The organism is Idiomarina fontislapidosi, assembly GCF_003226255.1.
GTDB classification, from domain to species: Bacteria; Pseudomonadota; Gammaproteobacteria; order Enterobacterales; family Alteromonadaceae; genus Idiomarina; species Idiomarina fontislapidosi.
In genome coordinates, this window is the sequence record NZ_QJST01000002.1 from 386,061 (window position 1) to 405,180 (window position 19,120).

Annotated in this window: 16 protein-coding genes and 2 pseudogenes; 10 read left to right on the forward strand and 8 right to left on the reverse strand. The window is 46.9% G+C overall.

The genetic code is table 11. From position 1 onward, the window contains the following. Positions 1–28 precede the first annotated feature (28 nt). From DFP83_RS04390 to DFP83_RS04400, 3 genes are read right to left on the reverse strand one after another with little or no spacing between them, the layout of a single operon-like run. A complete protein-coding gene (locus DFP83_RS04390) occupies positions 29–1,282 on the reverse strand; it encodes an amidohydrolase family protein (RefSeq protein ID WP_110573538.1) in 1,254 nt (417 codons plus the stop codon). Beyond that, positions 1,279–2,016 (reverse strand): ABC transporter permease, encoded by a 738-nt coding sequence (locus DFP83_RS04395; protein WP_110573540.1) that lies wholly within the window; start codon positions 2,014–2,016, stop codon positions 1,279–1,281. Before DFP83_RS04395 ends, DFP83_RS04390 begins: the two co-directional genes overlap by 4 nt. Next, the gene (locus DFP83_RS04400) at positions 2,013–2,714 is read right to left on the reverse strand and encodes an ABC transporter ATP-binding protein (RefSeq protein WP_110573542.1); all 702 of its coding nucleotides are present in this window, start codon (positions 2,712–2,714) and stop codon (positions 2,013–2,015) included. The genes DFP83_RS04395 and DFP83_RS04400 overlap by 4 nt, the downstream gene beginning before the upstream one ends. 122 nt (positions 2,715–2,836) lie before the next feature. Here DFP83_RS04400 and DFP83_RS04405 point away from each other — a divergent pair, with 122 nt between their 5' ends. The 3 genes from DFP83_RS04405 to DFP83_RS04415 all read left to right on the forward strand — a co-directional run bounded on the left by DFP83_RS04405 (position 2,837) and on the right by DFP83_RS04415 (position 5,587). Beyond that, on the forward strand, positions 2,837–3,928 hold the full coding sequence (locus DFP83_RS04405; RefSeq protein ID WP_110573682.1) for a sensor histidine kinase: 1,092 nt from the start codon (positions 2,837–2,839) through the stop codon (positions 3,926–3,928). Next, on the forward strand, positions 3,925–4,521 hold the full coding sequence (locus tag DFP83_RS04410; protein ID WP_110573544.1) for a response regulator transcription factor: 597 nt from the start codon (positions 3,925–3,927) through the stop codon (positions 4,519–4,521). Before DFP83_RS04405 ends, DFP83_RS04410 begins: the two co-directional genes overlap by 4 nt. Before the next feature lie 232 nt (positions 4,522–4,753). Further along, on the forward strand, positions 4,754–5,587 hold the full coding sequence (locus DFP83_RS04415; protein ID WP_110573546.1) for an NAD-dependent protein deacetylase: 834 nt from the start codon (positions 4,754–4,756) through the stop codon (positions 5,585–5,587). On the opposite strand, the gene DFP83_RS04420 is transcribed toward DFP83_RS04415, so the two are convergent. Then, entirely contained in the window at positions 5,584–6,657 is a 1,074-nt protein-coding gene (locus DFP83_RS04420) for a methyl-accepting chemotaxis protein (RefSeq protein ID WP_157981519.1), read from the reverse strand. The two genes, DFP83_RS04415 and DFP83_RS04420, sit on opposite strands and share 4 nt — an antisense overlap. A gap of 371 nt (positions 6,658–7,028) precedes the next feature. Next, on the reverse strand, positions 7,029–8,870 hold the full coding sequence (locus DFP83_RS04425) for a S8 family serine peptidase (RefSeq protein ID WP_110573550.1): 1,842 nt from the start codon (positions 8,868–8,870) through the stop codon (positions 7,029–7,031). A gap of 207 nt (positions 8,871–9,077) precedes the next feature. Between DFP83_RS04425 and DFP83_RS04430 the strand changes: the two genes are divergently transcribed. Beyond that, the gene (locus tag DFP83_RS04430; RefSeq protein ID WP_181416365.1) at positions 9,078–9,983 is read left to right on the forward strand and encodes an SPFH domain-containing protein; all 906 of its coding nucleotides are present in this window, start codon (positions 9,078–9,080) and stop codon (positions 9,981–9,983) included. Positions 9,984–9,996: 13 nt separating this feature from the next. On the opposite strand, the gene DFP83_RS04435 is transcribed toward DFP83_RS04430, so the two are convergent. Continuing rightward, positions 9,997–10,629 carry a YiaD family glycine zipper/OmpA-like lipoprotein gene (locus DFP83_RS04435; protein ID WP_110573552.1) on the reverse strand — a complete coding sequence of 211 codons (633 nt, stop codon included), beginning with the start codon at positions 10,627–10,629 and terminating at the stop codon, positions 9,997–9,999. A 167-nt stretch (positions 10,630–10,796) separates the two neighbouring features. On the opposite strand from DFP83_RS04435, the gene DFP83_RS04440 reads away from it, so the two are divergent. The 5 genes and pseudogenes from DFP83_RS04440 to DFP83_RS13785 form a co-directional block, all read left to right on the forward strand. Next, positions 10,797–11,534 carry an SDR family oxidoreductase gene (locus DFP83_RS04440; RefSeq protein ID WP_110573554.1) on the forward strand — a complete coding sequence of 246 codons (738 nt, stop codon included), beginning with the start codon at positions 10,797–10,799 and terminating at the stop codon, positions 11,532–11,534. Between the two features lies 1 nt (position 11,535). Next, positions 11,536–12,519 carry an LLM class flavin-dependent oxidoreductase gene (locus DFP83_RS04445; protein WP_110573557.1) on the forward strand — a complete coding sequence of 328 codons (984 nt, stop codon included), beginning with the start codon at positions 11,536–11,538 and terminating at the stop codon, positions 12,517–12,519. Between the two features lie 60 nt (positions 12,520–12,579). Further along, entirely contained in the window at positions 12,580–13,572 is a 993-nt protein-coding gene (locus DFP83_RS04450; RefSeq protein ID WP_110573559.1) for a catalase family peroxidase, read from the forward strand. A 105-nt stretch (positions 13,573–13,677) separates the two neighbouring features. Then, positions 13,678–14,772, forward strand: a pseudogene (locus tag DFP83_RS13780) (PAS domain-containing protein); the annotation flags it as partial. A gap of 177 nt (positions 14,773–14,949) precedes the next feature. Continuing rightward, positions 14,950–15,325, forward strand: a pseudogene (locus DFP83_RS13785) (methyl-accepting chemotaxis protein); the annotation flags it as partial. A 106-nt stretch (positions 15,326–15,431) separates the two neighbouring features. On the opposite strand, the gene bcsG reads toward DFP83_RS13785, so the two are convergent. Both bcsG and DFP83_RS04470 read right to left on the reverse strand, forming a co-directional pair. Next, on the reverse strand, positions 15,432–17,039 hold the full coding sequence (gene bcsG, locus DFP83_RS04460) for a cellulose biosynthesis protein BcsG (protein ID WP_110573563.1): 1,608 nt from the start codon (positions 17,037–17,039) through the stop codon (positions 15,432–15,434). Positions 17,040–17,218: 179 nt separating this feature from the next. Then, entirely contained in the window at positions 17,219–18,778 is a 1,560-nt protein-coding gene (locus DFP83_RS04470; protein WP_110573567.1) for a BcsE family c-di-GMP-binding protein, read from the reverse strand. Between the two features lie 125 nt (positions 18,779–18,903). On the opposite strand from DFP83_RS04470, the gene DFP83_RS04475 reads away from it, so the two are divergent. Next, positions 18,904–19,119, forward strand: a complete 216-nt coding sequence (locus DFP83_RS04475) for a hypothetical protein (RefSeq protein WP_110573569.1) — start codon at positions 18,904–18,906, stop codon at positions 19,117–19,119. Position 19,120: the final 1 nt, after the last annotated feature.

The window sequence follows — 19,120 nt, forward strand, 5'->3', positions numbered from 1 at the left end:
TCAACCTAATCAAAAACTCGTGGCTAGTTTACCTTACTTGATAGCCATTCTTCCATACAGCCGTAGGGTTCAATAAGACCTCCATACCTCGCTCAGGTGATGAGTCGATCAGCACCATATCAGCGCGTTGCCCGACCAACAAAAGTCCGCGATTTTCGATTCGCCAGCGTTTAGCTGGAAGTGCAGTGGCTGAATTAATCGCGGACTGCCAATTAATACCTTGCGCTTCGAGCCACATCAATTCTGCGATCAGACTAATGCCGTGCGCGGTACCTGGATTGGGCGCATCACTTCCCACTAATACATCAACATCACTTTCAGCGAGTAAGCGAGTGTTCGTTTTCAAATTATTATAAAATGTTGTTGATACCATACTCGCACCACCACCGCTCAAATTATTTGCATTCGTCTTATTAAAACAGTCTCCGCAGGCGGGCAACACAACCTGTTTATTAAATTCACCGTGCACTAGGTGCTCGTAAATAATGTTGGTTGGTACGATAAATACCTTTAATTGCTCCATTGTATCAATCAGTTCTTCGCTCATGGGTTTGTCAAAAAAGCCATGCACCAAACCATCAGCTCCAGCAGCAACCGCATGCTCTGCGGAAAGGTGATCGGCGACATGAACGACTGCTAACATCTGTTGGGCATGCGCGACGTGAATAACATGTTGCAGTTGCTGATAACTTATCGATGGTCGATGAGGGTAATCAGCGCCCTCGGCGGTATACACAATCTTAATAAAGTCGGAACCTTCAGCAATTCGTTCCGATACAGCATCTTCGACACTACCATCGCTAGCAAGTGGATGGGGACTAAACCCAAACTGCGTCCCATGTCCTTTGGGTGCTGTAACCAATCGACCAGCGCCCCACATATCGGCTTCCTGTTGAAAACTAACTGACCTGCGCTGATGTCGGGCTTTACCTAACTGGCTTGGGTGCCCAAATAGATCAATCACCGTTGTCACACCAAAATCAAGCGCATGTCCTCGCGCCTTCCCCCACGCATGAACATGGCTATCAATCAGCCCGGGAATAAGCCACTGATCTAGCTTGGTGGAATAAACTCGCTGATGCGCTCTCGGTGGCTGCGAATCAATGTGCGTAATAATCCCCTCCTCGACCGAGACATATTGCGCCATCAACACGTTCTCGCCATTGAATATATTAACTGGGCCAAGGGTAAAACTATTATCATCAGTAGTCGTGGGCTCTGGTAACAACCACAGCAGTAACGCAACAACCCCACTACCTATAATCCAGATACGCTTTTTCATGGGTTGCTCCCGCTAAAACGTCCAGATAAGCCCCTCAGTATTAACATCATGCCCACGCTGAATAGGCACAAATAAGTGATGTGCCAATACCAGCTGACCTCATCGCCTTGTCCAATAACCCCATAGCCCAATTGCACTAAGTGATAACTTGGCAGCCCATAAGCCACCCATTGCACCCAGTCAGGCATCAAAAATAACGGGAACCACAAGCCCGAGAGTAACGCCATGGGCAGGTAGATCAGATTAACCACACCGGCAGCCGCGCGATCCGGTGCCAAAGCCCCAATGAGCATACCTAATGCGGCAAAAGGCAACGTACCTAGGGTAAAAATGAGTGTTAACAACCCCCACTGCCAAAACCATAACCGAACGTCCGCTAACCACGCGGCTTCAATATAAAGCAGTAACAAAATCACCACAGAAAACAGCGCACTGTTGAATAATTTTGCCGCAATAAAACTATTGAACTGCATCGGCGACAGTAGCTTTAAGGTTAACCAGCCTTGGGTTCGCTCACTTGCGAGACTGACCGCAAGGTGAAAAAACGGCGGCCCCATAATGCCAAAGCAGGCGTATGAGATAAGTAGGTAATCACTATGGCCATTAGAAAAGTCCAACATAATCCCAAAAAAGAAATAAAACACCACGGGAAATGCAAATGCCGGTAAGTAAAAACTAGGCGAGCGAAGCAAGGCTCGCATATCCATTTGAGCTTCGACTATCCATTGACTCATGACACGTGCGCTCCTGTTAGCGTAGACATCAATTGTTCTAGTGACATGGTTTTTATCGGTAACTGTTCCGCCGGCGCCTGTTTGCGCAAAAGCACCACTGAGTCAGCTAGTTGATAGGCCTCCTCGATATAATGGGTGGTTAAAATTATCGCTACACCCTGAGTTTTGAGCGACTCAATGCATTGCCACATGTGTTGCCGCGTATTCAGATCCATGCCCACGCTAGGTTCATCCAGAAACAGTAGTTGCGGTTGCCCGATGAGCGCCAAAGCAAACAGCACTCGCTGCTGCTCACCGCCTGAAAGCACCGCAAAACGTTTGTGTAACAATGGCTCGATAGGCACTTGTTGCGTTAATGCGTCGACACTGACTGGATGGGTATAGTAGCTTTGATGAAGCTGAATCTGCTCATGCACAGTCAATTGTCCATTCACAGCCCCCACTTGCATCACCACACCCCAACGCTCTTTTAGCGCGGCGCTTCGATATCGGTTTGTCTGTTGCTCACCAAACAGCTTAATTGCACCACCATCAGCCGCAGTGAGTCCAAGGATGCAGCGCATAAGCGTTGTTTTACCTACGCCATTTTCGCCCAGTACGGCAACCACTTCGCCGGCTTTAACATGTAAAGAAAAGTCATTAAACACCGCAGTGTTTGCATAGGATTTTGATAGGTTGGTTATTGATAGTATGGTCATTACTCACCTCCTTTTTTAATCAGGTTAGTGAGTCTTCGGGCGAAACATCAGTCACCTTTGTCACATGATAAGGATGACAATTGTCACTGGCGTGTGTAGCGGGTTCGTTCCATAATGCAATTATGAAATTAGCGCACCCTTCACTGTCACTCGAACGTAAATATGCGTGGGTTTATTTAATGAACCTGGGCTTCTTTATTGTGCCCATGTTTCTATACCCGTTCACGGTATTAGAACACCTTGCCATGCTGCTGGCACTATCGGGCTTTATCGCGAGTTATTACTGGGCTTTTAGCGTCGCATCGACGCACATGAAACGCCCCATTCTAACCATGTATTTAATTGCCTGTGCAATTACAACGACGAATCCCGCTTCGATTACCATGTTTGGATTTGTTGCCTTTTTCCTAGGTTTCGCATACCGAATGAGAATTGCTCTGCTAGGTCTAGTGGGCATCCTCTCGACGCTGGCGTTACTGCATTATTTCGTCGTCAATACCTGGACTTGGTTCGCTTACTATGGCGCTGCACTCAGCTTAGCTATCTTTGTCATTGGTCGTGTTGAGCGTGCTCGCCAACAACACCTGCTCAGCCAACAGCGCACTGATTTAGAAATCGAGCAGTTAGCCACAACACTGGAACGCGAGCGCATCGCGCGTGATTTGCACGACACCTTAGGCCATACACTGACCAGTGTATTGTTGAAAGCAGAGTTGGCACAACGTTATATCCATGCAAATCAAAACGACGCCGCGCACCAGCACCTAACAGAACTTACGGATATCGCGCGCACCTGTTTGAAGCAAGTGCGTGAGAGTGTCACCGGTTATAAACATGGCGGTTTCGATTTCGTCATGCAACAACTTGCATTACGGCTCAAAGAAGCCGGCTTTAAAGTGAATGTTCAGGGCCATCTGACACAAGTTAACCGTGCTTACGAAACCCCTCTGGTGTTAGCACTCACAGAACTAGTGACTAATATCATTCGTCACAGTCAAGGTGATGATGTTGACATTACCTTCTCTGAGAACGCGCAAAACATATTTGTTGAAGTTCATGATAACGGTCAGGTGACGAAGCTTGAGTGGGGTAACGGTTTACTGGGCGTTCATGAGCGCATCGAACGGCTAGGTGGACGCATCGAAGTCGAAACACAACACGGCTGTAGTGTCCGCCTCTTTATACCTGCAGCCAATTTGGAGCCGTCGCAATGAAATTACTCCTCGCCGAAGACCAAACCATGGTGCGTACAGCACTCGCAACGCTGTTGCGTTTAGACGGAGCCTACGAGGTTGACGAGGCCGCTGACGGTAATGAGGCGCAGCAGTTGCTTCAACAGTCCTCATACGACATGCTGCTGACTGATATTGAAATGCCGCATATGACGGGTATTGAGTTGATTGAATGGGTGAAAATCAATGCTCCAGCTACCCAAACAGTCATAGTGACCACCTTTAATCGGTGCGGCTACGTTAGTCGAGCCGTGCAACAGGGTGTCGATGGTTTTCTGCTCAAAGATACACCTGTTGAGCAACTGATAGATTCACTTAAAGCCATACGTGCAGGAAAACGTGTCATTGATTCTGAATTGCTACTCAGTAGCCTAAATCAGCTAGATCCGCTCTCCGAGAAAGAGCGCAAGGCGCTGCGGCTAGCCGCTGATGGACTCTCAACTGCGGCGATAGCCAAGCAGTTATTTATTGCAGAAGGTACGGCGCGTAATTATCTATCTGAGGCGATTGCGAAAGTCGGCGCTAAGAATCGCGTCGAGGCGGCGCGTATAGCTCAATTAAAGGGGTGGTTGTAACTGTTTAGCTGGGTACCGTTAACCATAAACTCCCCATCAGCAATAAGGTGAGTGTAATGATCGGTACAAATAATGCGGTAGAATGCTTCTTCATAACGCCCCCAACGTGTTGTTATTTTTGTTAACGTATTGTTATAGAAAAAGATTTCTCTCATGTCAATGCTTTGCGCGTCGTGCTAGGATTTACAACGCAATCCACTAGACCCTACTATTCAGAAGAAGTTCAATTTTTATGTATGATCCAGTGTCTGAAATAGCCAGCGCGACCCAACTTTTGCGTGACAATGCCCCTTTTACTGTGCTGTCCGGTGCGGGTATCAGTACCGACTCAGGTATACCTGCTTATCGTAATGCGCAAGGACAATGGGTACACGCGCCGCCCATGCAGCATCATGACTTCATGGCGGATGACTCAGCACGTAAACGTTATTGGGCGCGCAGTCTAGCAGGTTGGCTTAATCTGTATCATGCGCAACCCAACCATGCGCACCACATTATCACACAACTTCAACAGCGCGGTTACGTAGATACTGTCATTACCCAAAACGTTGACGGACTGCATCAAAAGGCAGGCAGCACAGCAGTCATCAACCTGCATGGTTATGCTAATGATATCATATGCATGGCATGCGGCGGCAAATCGGCGCGTTTTGATTTGCATCACCGCTATGCGCAACTCAATCCGCAGTTCAACCAACCATCAAACACGCTTAAGCCCGATGGGGACGCCGTGCTCACAGCGCCTACCGATGATTTTAAACTGATTGATTGTGATCACTGCGGTGGCATTCTAAAACCGGATGTCGTTTATTTTGGTGACAACGTACCCAAAGCCCGTGTCGAAGCCTGTTATAAGGCCATCGATGACAGCCAAGGGTTGCTGGTAGTGGGATCTTCGTTAAAGGTATTCTCCGGCTTTCGATTTGCGCGCTACGCTCATCAACAAAATAAGCCTGTTATCATTCTGACTCAGGGCATTACCCGTGCAGATGACTTGGCGACGGTGAAGTTAGACGCAACGATCGCCGACACGTTGGGGCAAATAAATGAATTACTGAACGACTAATCGTCGTCCAGTTTATCCATCGCCTTAACAATGCGTTCACTTAACTCAGACAACGACATGGTGTTATCGTGCAACCCATCCGCTTGATCGGATGCATCGTCACATAACTCGCTGAGGGTCTGAATGTTAGCACTGATTGAATCAGTCGCTCGGTTCTGTTCCTGAGTCGCATCACGTACAGCGGCGATTTCATTGCTAATCGAACCGATCATTTGCAACATGGTTTGCGCTTGGCTAATACTTGTATCAGCGATGCTCTCAGCATGTTTAGAGGATGTCAGCGCTTCATCAGAGGTTTTTGCGGACTCAGCAATCAGCGCGCGTAACTCCTCCGTCATCGCAGTAATATCTTTCGTCGACTGCTGGGTCTTATGCGCTAGTGCTCTTACCTCATCGGCAACCACAGCAAAACCACGTCCTTGCTCACCCGCTCGCGCCGCCTCAATCGCGGCATTTAACGCCAGCAAATTAGTTTGTTCAGCAATGTTCTCGATGATGACCACAAAATCATGAATCTTGCTCGCACTTTTTTCGACTCGATCAAAACTAACATCGAATCGTGAAACAGCCGCAGTGAGCGCTTTTAAACGGTCGAGCAAAGCCTGAAACTGGTCATTCGAACTCTGACTGAGTTCACCGACCTGCTCTGCACTGTCGTTCACCCTTTCAATAGATTGGGCTACCTCAGACATGCTCATCGACATTTCCTCGGTACTGGTGGCTAATTGACTTGATTGTTCACTAAGTTTATCCGAGGTCAAGCGTGAACGATCTGAGCTCTTGGACGTTTCTTCGGCGAGTTTATTAAGTTGCTCCGCCGAGACATCGACCTCGCGCAGAATACGTTGAAAGCGTTTAAGCGCCCTGCTCAAGTTACGAGCGATGCGGCCAAATTCATTATCTTTATCAAGCGACACGCGCGCATCTAAATTACCATCACCAATCGCCTCTGCCATTTTATCAAGCTGAGTCAGTCCGTAGCCGAGGCTTTTGTGGGTTAATACCACCACCAACAACGCCATGAAAAGCAAAATAAAAATAGCAACATCAAAAAATAGTGAAGAACTCACGAATTGGCTTGTAACAAAACTAATGGTTACTAACACGATTAAAAGAAGGTTTAATGCGTTGAGGGATTTTACAGGCAACTTTCTGAACTTCATCGATACGGCTCATTGAAATTTAATTAACAGCTATCATGACTCATTAATGAGCGACTACTATATGCCTTTTATTATAAAAGGCATCATCATTCTATATTTTAAATGAATAATCACTAAAAAAGGTCTTGAAGCATTAAAATAATTGAAAAGTTGCCAGAATACTACCCAAAATGTAGCTCTGAATGCCAAGTGATGGTTAATTAATCACATAGGTTGTTTAACAGTCAAGAAAGCAGGCTTCATGCGCCTGCTTTAACTTGTATAAAAGCCATAACAGCTTATGGGTTATAGTAAGCATCCAGTGTTACACCGCTAAAACTCTGGTAGGCACGAATACCAATATGCCAAGTGCCCGACTGCGGATTCGAGAAACTACAGCTTTCAGTGTTACCGCTAAGGTAAGGACGGCAATCGTAGCTATTCGTACCCGGTTGGCTACCGTATTGGACATATAAGTCGGCATCACCTGAGCCACCTGAGATATCAATATCTAAGCTGCTCATACCCGCAGGCACTTCAATCGTATAACGTACCCAGTTGCCCGTTGAGGCAGACAAGTCGCTGACGCTGCCGCCGCCACCTGTTGCACCACCGTCACCCGGATCACCAGAGCCACCGCCTGATGCACTGGTTACTGCGCCACTGGCATCAACAATACCCGTGCCACAGCCGCTACAGCTGCCAGGGAAGCTCCGCGCCGTTTGCTTTAAGATATTCTCAACATCATCAGGGCTTGCGCTTGGGTTGGCTTCTTTGATCAATGCGGCAACACCGGCGACATGCGGGGTCGCCATTGAGGTACCTTGGCTGTAGCCATAGCTGTCGCTTCCAGGCGTGCTGCTTCCCGAGTTATAAGTCGACAACACACCATTTGGATCGTTAGCGTAAGACATGGCACCACCTGGTGCAGCTACGTCGACATTAGACCCATAGTTTGAGTAGTATGAGCGACTGCCATTGCGGTTAGTTGCTGCTACGTTGACCACACCACTACAGTTACCAGGGTTATAGTTGGCCGAGTTGTCGTTACTATTGCCTGATGCTACAACAATGGTAGAGCCATTATTGCGGGCAATATTAATCGCCTGCTGTGTTGTGCTCGAGCATGAGCCCTGGCCACCCAAGCTCATATTAATTACGTCGGCCGGGTTGGCGTTGCTTGGCACACCAGAAACAGAACCGCCCGATGCCCAAATAATACCATCCGCGATATCAGCCGTTGTACCACCGCAACGACCTAACACACGCACAGGCACGACTTTCGCACCGTAAGCTACGCCTGCAACGCCCTGACCATTATTTGTCACAGCAGCAATGGTGCCAGCAACGTGCGTTCCATGCCAGCTTGAGTCTTGATCTTGCGCTGGATAGCCATTACCACACGCACCCGCGCTGACCCAATCTCCCGGATCGCGGGCATCGGAGTCACGACCATTACCGTCATTACCAATGAAACTGTTCGAGATCATATCGTAACCAGGTAAGATATTACCGACCAGATCACCATGCGGACGATAACCGGTATCCAATACCGCAACAACAGTGCCTACACCTGTGACACTATTCCAAGCATTTTCTACATTTAATCCGCCAGTCGACTCATAGTAGTGCCACTGATCGTTATAATCGGGATCATTTGGTGTGGCAAAGTGGCGCAATAATTTGTTTTCTTCGACAGTTGCCACTTCTGGATGTTTAGCAATTTGCGCCATCATTTTCTTGGCTTGTCCAGGCGGAATTTTCTTGTCCAGATCAAACACAAAGTGGTTTGCAAGACCCATCTCACGCTCAAACTTAATCGAACCACCGGTTTGTGCAGAAAAGTCTCGTGCGACTCGGCTCGCCGCATTGGCTACTGCCGCAGCACGACTCAGACCACGTTGGGCCGCTTGGTTAGCGACTTCATTCAGGACTTGAGAACGTTCCTTGAAGGTAACAATAAAACCGGTCGTCAGTGCTTGTTGCGGTTGAACCGTCTGGTTAGGAAGCCCGACCGACGCTTTTGGAGGTTGAAATGATTGGTTAACCGCGACAGCTGAGGGGACCACTGCGGTCGATAATGCAGCACTCACCCACACGGCAAGTCTTTGATTTTTCTTTGAATTTATTTGTTTATACATGGTTAACCTATTCTTGTTATTTGAAGATACCTGGCAAAAGCCAGACACATATCATTAACACATGTATATTTTATGTAAACAAAGTTGACGTCAATTTTACATTACATTTACACATAATGACATCACAAAAATGCATAAGCAAGGTCTGTATTTGTCTTAAAGCCGATGTCACAATGGCTTAACATCAATCTATTTTGAGGAATAAAAATGCCACTACTTCAACCACCTATGCCCACCATACTGATTATCTTAGCGATCATCATTTTGCTGATACTCTCGGTGCGTATTGTCCCGCAGCAGCAAGTCTATGTTATAGAGCTGTTTGGCAAGTATCGCCGCATGCTAACACCGGGTTTAAATTTTATTATTCCTATTATTGAAAGGGTCGCTCACAAACAGTCGATGCGAACGCGAGAGTTGCAAGTCAGCGTCGAAACCAAGACACAAGACAATGTCTTTGTCACTATTCGAGTCAGTGTTCAGTACCGAGTCGAAAATAAAGATGCGGTTTATAATGCCTTCTACCAACTCGAAGATCCTGAACGCCAAATGGAAAGTTACATTTTCAACTCAGTGCGTGCGCAGATTCCAAAGCAACCGCTCGATGAAGTCTTTGACAACAAAGATGCCATTAGTGATGCGGTGCAAGCAGAGCTGGAAAGCGTTATTGAAGGCTACGGCTTTAACATCATTGCTTCGTTGGTCACAGATATTGATCCGGATGAAGAAGTTAAACAGTCAATGAACAAGATCAATGCAGCTGAACGTGAACGCCGTGCAGCGGAGCACCAAGCAGAAGCTGAGAAAATCCTCGCAGTCAAAAAAGCTGAAGCGGATAAAGAGTCAAAAATCTTACAAGGTGAAGGTATTGCAGGGCAACGTAAGGCAATTGCAGAAGGTCTCAGTGAAAGTATTGCGCTCGTACGTAAAGAAGATAGTGACATCAGCGCCCACGATGTGATTGATCTCCTCAAGTTCACTAACTATGTCGACACACTAGCGGCATTGGATACGGCGAACAGTAAGGTCATCATGGTGCCCATGCCAACAACTCAGTTTGAACAGTTTAATCAAGCGGTCATTCGTGGCAATGAGGCTAGCGCTAAAGACTAGCCTCTTGTGGGATTTATTGCTGATTAGGAATAATACGTAATTCGACGCGGCGGTTTTGTTGGCGCCCTTGTTCAGTATCATTACTGGCAACGGGCATACTCTCACCAAAGCCCTGCGTCGTGACGCGGCGTGAATCAACGCCGTAACCGACTAAGTAATTACGCACCGCGTTAGCACGATTTAGCGAAAGCTGTTGGTTGTGATCGGCTGACCCTGTGCTGTCGGTATGGCCTTCTATCATCATCGTGGTCTTGTTGTATTTATTAAGCACCGCGGCTACATCCTCTAGCACAGGATAAAAGTTCTGTGAGATATTCGCACTGTCAGATGCAAAGGTAATGTTGCCAGGCAGCTGCAAGCGAATATTATCGCCGTCTCGAATCACCTGTACACCAGAACCCGAGAGCTCTTCACGAAACGCCTCTTCTTGCTTATCCATGTAATTGCCAATAGCACTGCCTGCCAGAGCACCGACAGCAGCCCCCCATAAATAACGGCTCTTATCGTGATCGCCGGTACCTTTACCAATCACCGCGCCTGCCACTGCACCAATCGCAGCCCCCTTTTGTGTGTTGTTCATGGTATTCGAGCAACCGCTCAATGCTAACGCACCTGCGACACCTAAAATGACGAGTCGTTTATTCATACCTATTCCTCGATGAATGATTATTTTCAGTTAAAACTAGCATGTCTTTACAAAAAATCATTAGCGCTTTTCATTATCTTTACGCGTTATTTGAAACAAAGCGATCAATCCAAAATAGCTGTGGCACGTAGAACATGTCACACCTATTGAGTAAATCGGAGTAAAAGATGTCAGAAGTAGCAAACAAAGTGGTTATCATCACCGGTGCAAGTAGCGGTTTAGGCGAAGAAACTGCTAAAATGCTCGCCCACAAAGGCGCAAAACTGGTACTCGGCGCACGTCGCGAAGATAGACTAAAAGCGCTCACGGATACCATTAATAGCGAAGGCGGCGAAGCCATCTATAAAACCGTCGATGTAACCGATAAAGCGCAAGTGCAAGCGCTTTCTGATGCAGCGCTAGAACGCTTTGGTCGCATTGATGTGTTAGTTAATAATGCCGGCTTAATGCCATTGGCTCCACTTGATGAGTTGAAAATCGACGAGTGGGACCAAATGATAGACGTTAACATCAAAGGTGTAATGTACGGTGTTGCAGCGGTGTTACCGACCATGCGCAAACAAAAAACCGGTCACGTCATCAACCTCTCATCAGTGGCAGGTCACGTGGTATTCCCGGGGGCAGCGGTGTACTGCGCAACGAAGTTTGCCGTTAAAGCAATCAGCGAAGGCATTCGCCAAGAATCAAACGGTGAAATACGAGCGACTAACATTTCACCGGGCGCCGTAAGTACTGAATTGACTGACCATATCAGTCACAAGGATTCTAAAGAGATGGCGGAAGGTTTATACCAAGACGCGATTAGCTCTGACTCTATTGCACGTGCTATCACCTTTGCAATCGAGCAACCGGGCGACGTTGACGTCAATGAAATGATTATCCGTCCTACAAAGCAGGAGTTGTAGTTTGCCGCAAGTGAGTATCTTGGATTTAGCGCCCGTGCCAGAAAATGGCACGGTTGCTGATTCCCTGCAAAGCGCTGTTCGTATCGCGCAACACGCCGAAAAATGGGGCTATCACCGTTACTGGATGGCCGAACACCACAATATGACGGGCATCGCCAGTGCCGCCACGGCGGTTGTGTTGGGACATATTGCGAGCCAAACACGTACCATACGCGTTGGGTCTGCAGGTATTATGTTACCCAATCACCCACCCTATATCGTCGCCGAGCAGTTCGGTACCCTTGATGCGTTGTATCCCAACCGTATTGATTTAGGTTTAGGCCGTGCTCCTGGCACTGATGGAAAAACCTTACGTGCTTTAAGACGCTCACCCAATGACGCAGAGCAATTTCCTAATGATGTGCAAGAGTTGCTCGGATACCTTGCCGAAGCAGACGACGCCGACGCCATAAAAGCCGTACCGGGCTTTCAGCAAAACATTCCTGTTTGGCTGTTAGGCTCGAGCACCTTCGGCGCGCAATTAGCGGCTCGATTAGGCTTGCCCTACGCGTTTGCCTCTCATTTTGCGCCCGATCATTTAAGTCATGCATTAACGCTCTATCGAAAGCAGTTTAAACCGTCGAGGTACCTTGATAAGCCTTACGCCGCCGCAGCACTCAATCTGTTTGCCGCAGACAGCGATACACATGCGCGTCGTATGATGACTTCTATGCAACAGCAATTTATTAGTCTACGTCGCGGTATGCCTGGGCGTATGCAACCGCCTGTCGACGATATTCAGGCGATCGCCGATCCCTATGAGCTCGCCGCTGCAAATCACGCACTTAATTTTACCGCGGTAGGTACTAAAGACACCGTGGCTCGCCACCTCAATCAGTTTATCGAGCAAACACAAGTCGACGAAGTGATATTAACGTGCAACGCGTATGACACTGATGACCGTTTACGTTCTTTTGAGATTGGCGCCGATATACTATTTAATTAGATACTCAATCTATTTGTGTTCACTCCGCGTATTAAGCTCGAACTTTACGAGGAGTGAACCATGCAAACAAAAACAATTTTTATCGCTCTACTGTCGCTGGCAGCACCCACTGCGGTCGCGCAACAAGCCATAACGCAAGCCCCTACTTCGGCAACAGCCAATGACTTTATCGAAGTGTTTCAGCAACTCAGTGGTGAGCATCCTGGCATCCGCAAAGGACATGCCAAAGGAGTCTGCGCTGCCGGTACGTTCCAACCATCTGCTACTGCTCAGGCGCGTTTTGACACGCCTCTATTTAGTGAAGATACAGCGATTACAGTGCGCTTCTCGATGGGGGGCGGCAACCCCAATGCCAATGAGGCGGCAAATGCCCCTCGGGGAATGGCAGTGCTATTTGACCTGCCTAATAGCAATCAACACAAAATTGCTGGGCTCACAACGCCGATGTTTGCCGGTAAAAACCCAGAGCAGTTTCTAGGTTTGTTGCGCATCAACTATGCAATTGCTCAAGGTGAGGCCACAGCCGCTGATAGAGAAACCTACTTTAAAAACAATCCCGAAGCAGCCCACCAAGGTGAATGGTTGCAGAACCATCAACCAGCCGCTGAATACACATCGGCTAACTACTTTGGTATTCACACATTTTATACCACATTAACCAACGGTGAACTGCAAGCGTTTCGCTGGACATTGGTGCCTCAAGCAGGCGAAGTGTTACTCACTGAGCAAGAGCAGCAAAAATTGCCTCATTCGTTTCTTGCCAAACGTTTGTCGGATCGCATTTCGCAGGGTGCAGTGACTTATGAGTGGCACTGGCATCTCGCCGAATCAGGCGACCCGCTAAATGATCCGTCACAGGTATGGCCAAAAGACCGCGAAACCGTCAATGTCGGCACCCTGACGCTAGCAGAAGCAGGTGGCGAAGCGTGTACACCGATCAACTTCGATCCTAACCAGGTTACGGACGGCATTTCAGCCAGTCAGGACCCCGTACTGCAAATACGTTCGCCCGCTTATGCCATCTCATTCGGCAAACGTTTGCAGAAGCAGTAAACTTTTTAGAGGTTAAACGTTCTAAATATTGAGTGTTTAATCTCTTAACTTTTTAACAAAGTAATCGATAATACATCATAGGCACGTTTGCCTCATGGAGGAGTTATGTTTACTTTGTTTAACGGTGATGCTAGCGATGTAGTGGAAGCGATTCACCAATCACAAGCGGTTATTCAATTTGACTTGGACGGTACTATTCAAACCGCCAACAAAAATTTTCTTGTACTCATGGGTTACGAGCTTAATGAGGTGCAAGGCAGACATCATCGGATCTTCGTTGATAAGAGCGAAGCAAACAGTGAACAGTATCAAAGTTTTTGGCAACAGCTACGCAACGGTCAAGCACAGACACGCGAGTTTCGCCGTATCACTAAATCCGGTGAAGAAGTCTGGATTCACGCCTCTTACACACCGGTTAAAAAGCAGGGCAAAGTCAGAAAGATCATTAAGTTTGCGTCTGATATTACTGAAAAAGTTAGACAACGCTCAGAGTACCAAGCGCAAATTGATGCCATAAACAAAGCTCAGGCAGTCATTGAATTTTCACTCGATGGCACGATCCTGACGGCTAACGAAAACTTTCTCTCATTGATGGGCTACAAAGCCAGTGAAATCATCGGTAAGCATCATCGCATATTTGTTCCCAGCGAAGAGGCTCAATCATCGGATTACCAGGCTTTCTGGAAAAAACTACGACAAGGCAACTACCAAACCGCGGATTATCAACGTGTCACGCGCAATGGCCACCGCGTCTGGATTCACGCGACCTACAACCCGATTAAAAACCAGCGGGGCGAGGTTTATAAAGTCATTAAGTTCGCCACCGACATTACCGATGACATACGCAAGAAAGACGAAATCAAAATGCTCTCCATGGTGGCGAATGAAACCGATAATGCGGTCATTATTACCGACACACAGCGCAAAGTGTCCTACGTTAATGCCGGCTTTGAACGCATGATAGGCTACTCACTCCAGGAGGCACAAGGTCATGCGCTCAGGGAGCTTATTATTGGCGAACGTACCGATGAAGAAACTCGCAAACGTATCGTCAGAGAGTTCGAAGCGCCCAACGCATTTTATGACGAAATCGAAGTCCACCGCCAAGACGGTTCATCACTCTGGGTCTCAGTCACAAGTAACCCTGTTTTTGATAACCGAGGTCAGCATACGCATTTCATTATTATTCTTGCCGATATTACGGCCGTTAAATCAAAAGCGATGGAGTACGAGGCTCGGTTCAAGGCAATCAGTCAATCAACGCTTATGGTCGAGTGGCTTGAAAATGGTGAACTCAGTAGTGTGAACGAATTTGCCACCAAACATTATAAAGTAGACGCTAAGCAATTCGGGCAAGCGTTAGGCCATTGGAAAACAATGCTGAGCTCAACCCAATATGAAACGCTCAAACAGGGTACCAGTGTACAGAAAGAAGTCGTTATTCCGCTAAAACAAAAGGAAATTGGCATCGCTGCGACATTTGCGGGTATTTTCGACGTAACGGGCAAACTCACCAAAATAGTGCTGTTTGGTGCTGACATTTCTGAGCGCTTGCTTGTCGTTAGAACCAGCGAGAAAGTCATGAAGCAGTTACAACAGTCTGGCGAAAATATCAACGCGATGGTATCGAGCATCAATCAAATTGCTGATCAAACCAACCTACTTGCACTGAATGCAGCCATTGAAGCCGCACGTGCTGGCGAAGCGGGTCGAGGATTTTCAGTCGTTGCGGATGAAGTTCGTGGACTTGCTGGCAAGGCCAGTCAGTCCGCAAACGAGATTGACAGCGTTGTCTCAAACAATCACCACCTGCTTGTTGAGCTGTCTAGCACATTAGAAAAACTTAATCGACGTGAGGGTTAATCGCGGATTTCAACCCAATTTTGGCCTTTAAGTTTTAATACCTGTTTGTCCTGCCACAACATGAAGCGGATGTCTTTGTTCTCACTGACCCACTCGGTCGCGGGAATCGCGTCCGCTAGTGCTTGTGGCTGATAACGGCCGCCCGAAAAAGGCTGTTGTGCCAAAGTATTGATAATCAGCGAGGAAATCGCATTTTGATTCGTTTGTTTTGTCACACGGATAGGCTTTGAGTTTGCGCTATCCGCACCAATCAATTTGAATAGCACGGGCACATGTGTCAATGAATAGGTGGGGACCTCGCGTAACCCTGCTAACTGAACGCCGTCGCCCGTCAGCCCTGCACCGTGTTCTGGCACGACGATAAGCAACAATTTACGGTTTTGCTGTTCCGCTTGGTCAATGATACTTATCAACTGTTCAAACATCAGTACGGCACGTTCTTTGTAGCTCTGTAAGCTATTTTGTGTCGAGTTTAAACGGCGGTTGCCATCGTGCAAGGTGAGTGAATTATAGAAGCCAAATCGCGCTTGTCCTGCCTCATTCTCGCTCATCCACCCCTCAATGACTTGTTTATCGTCAAAAACAGCTGCGCCATCAAAAGCAACCATTGTCGGTAAAAGCTGTTGTTGAATATTTCTGAAGGTGTTTAGCCCACCGCTACTCATTAACGATGACTTAAAGTTATCAAACTCACCATCATGATTCATAAATAGTTCTGCACTAAATCCCAGCGCTGCAAGGTTTTCAGCGAGTAGGCACTGTCGATTCGGTTGATAAATTTGTTGGTGTGGCTTTTGACCACAACTCGCCTGAAGGATACGCAGCGCCGAGGGGCCAGAATAAGAAGAAACAGAATTATAATTATCCAGAATAATATCAAACTCAGAAAACAATCTGTGATTCTCGAGTCCAACTGCCTTTATATCTGCCCACGAGATTGAGCACATATTAACCAATAAGATGTCAAACGGGTTAGTATCAGTCAAACTGAGAGCAGGTAGCTCCTTATACCATTGGTTTTGCGCTTGATAAAACTCATCAATAAAGCTCGCAGGCGTTTCTGCACTCACATCACCTACTTGCTCCGTAACAACGGGTTGTATATCAACCAGCGGACCTTGATCGTCTGTAGTTTGAAAATAAATGCCCGTTACCACAATAGCCAAGAATGCTACGCTACCCATTCTAAATATATTCTGAAAATACAGGAATACGATCCAAGCCACCACTAACCAAGCAATCATCGCCATCGAAATATAGCGTTCGGCAAGCTCTAACCAGTAACCGAAACTAAACTGCGCGAGCTGAGTCAGGTTATTAAGCAATGAGTCGACGGGCGGTAAATAGCTATCGTAATAAAACAAGGCAATCATCAGTGGCCAAATCAAAATATCTCTAATACGAGAAACCCACTGGCGGTTGATTGGAACAATAATTAAAGCAAACACAGCCAAATTATATACGGTCGAAAAAGACATCAACGACAGCCAACACAGTACCGCTTTTAATAAAAATACAAACGACCACTTACCAGGGCTCCGCAAGCTAAACAGCGCACTGCTTAGCCACTGTTCACGGAATAACTGATATTGACGATTATCCATGTTTTTCGGATCCCTTTAATGGCTTATTTCGCCGCGGCTTACTAATGATACGAACAAAGCCAAACCTAACCGTTAAGCTCGCAAGACGGCTAGCGATCCAGCGCCAACTTGCGAGTGTCAACCAGCCCGCCAGCACGCCCAGTATAAAACTGAGGATAATATAAAGTTCTGCAACATGCTCAGGCATCGTCCGGGTCCCCTCTCATACGATTAACGCGGGCGGGTAACGGGTGGAAGTACTCGAATTGATTATCACTGACGTTTTTATCAATCACAGGAGTAATAAGTTCAGGCTCTATCCAGCCTTGAATATCAGCCAGCACGCTTAATTCATCGAGCGCCTCTTTTACGGCAAAAGTTGACTCAAACCGGGCTTCGCGGCTAAACAGGTTACGAGAGGAAAAACCGAGTAATTGCAACAAGGTACGATCCACTTCCGCCTTTTCGCAGGCAAACAAAAATATATAAACCGTATTACCAACAGCGGTGCAAACGTCACCTTGGCGTCTAACGGCAAAACGCGACAATATCGCCTCAGGTTTTATGCCGGTCGCCACCACACCCACGATGAGCTGAATATCTACTTTCTGATAATTTGCCAACTCCGTCATTTGTCGCACTTGCTGGTTAAAAACGGGAGGCGCCAAATAACCTTCGACCTCAGAAGGTACAAATAACTGTTGTAAGGTGGCAAGTTCCGGAAGACTTCCCTCAAATTGCCATTGCGATAAACAGTCGATAATACTATCGATATCATCAAGCGACAGTGACTTTGGCGCAACGTAGGTGGCACCCGCATTAATTAAAATGCGTTCGTCATGGTGACGAATCCTGAAGTCAACTTCACGGATAATAATTTTAAGAAAAGGACCTACAACACTTCGTATACGGTAGACTTGCTCAATAAGTTGTTTACGCGTCGCAGTAAACGAATCATTGATAATTAATACATCGTTACTACCCTGTTTAAAAAACACCTCTAAACGTCCCTTCTGAGGGACAGTCTGCCAATGATTTGGGGCGATTTCAGTCGGCTTTACGGCCTCTTTTACCGTATATACCATTGAGCCTGCCAAACGCTTAAACGTCGTTGAACCTTCTTTATCAAACGGCGTTACTTTTAAGTAACCTCCCCCTTGTTGATCGGATAGACGCTGAAGCGTAATTTCCTCTTGCAACAAATCATCGCCGACAAACCAATGCATAATAGTCCAGACGGAGAATGGGCGTCCCTCCTCCATTAAATGCATTGATGTAAAACTCATTCGGTGCGCTCTCAGCCAACTACGTCCTAACGGCGTCGCTTCGTCGCCCAAGTATGCGACCCAAACCAGCTTATTTCGGTTAAGCGCCCAGCGCGCCAATAGCAGCAGCGTTTCGCGGTCATTTAAAAGGTGAGCGATTAAGGGATCAGAGAACTGTGAAATGAAGACAATGCAATCTGCATGCTCGCCAAGTTTATCGAGGAGGTTAAATAAATCGGACTGACGCATTTTTGAGCGATACTTCCACTCCGCCACACCTGCATAAGATGTTAACGGTGCATTAACATCAACCTGTTTAAGTAATCGATGGGTGTCGCGAGATAACAATACTTGAGTCGCATTATCGTTACTTAATTCTTTAACCAAACTCAATAACCAGTTTCGACTATCACTCAAACAGGCGTGTACTTCCCCTTGCTGTAGGGCTGGCAAAAGATGTTTATCGCCAATCAATCGACCCAGTTCAGTACTCACGAGTCATAACGTCCTTAAAAAAATTGTTTAGTTAATGCGCACCTATAATGATGTTGTATGAATACTAATTTTATATCATAATTATTACAATATAAATTGCGTTAAAATTTTTTTAACTAAACATTATGATAAATAAACTTTGGCGTAACAGCTTGTCTCAAGTCACTCAAGAAGCTGAGAATTTTCAGAAACATGTGTCAGGGTGGCAGCAAGATCAGTTTCTAGAAATTAACACTCCAGTAAGGGTCCAACGCTCGCGAGCCTATTGGCGTTTATTTGCAACCGATTTAAAGGCGCTTTGCCAAGAAGATAATAACAACGCTGCACGGGGTACCGAATAAA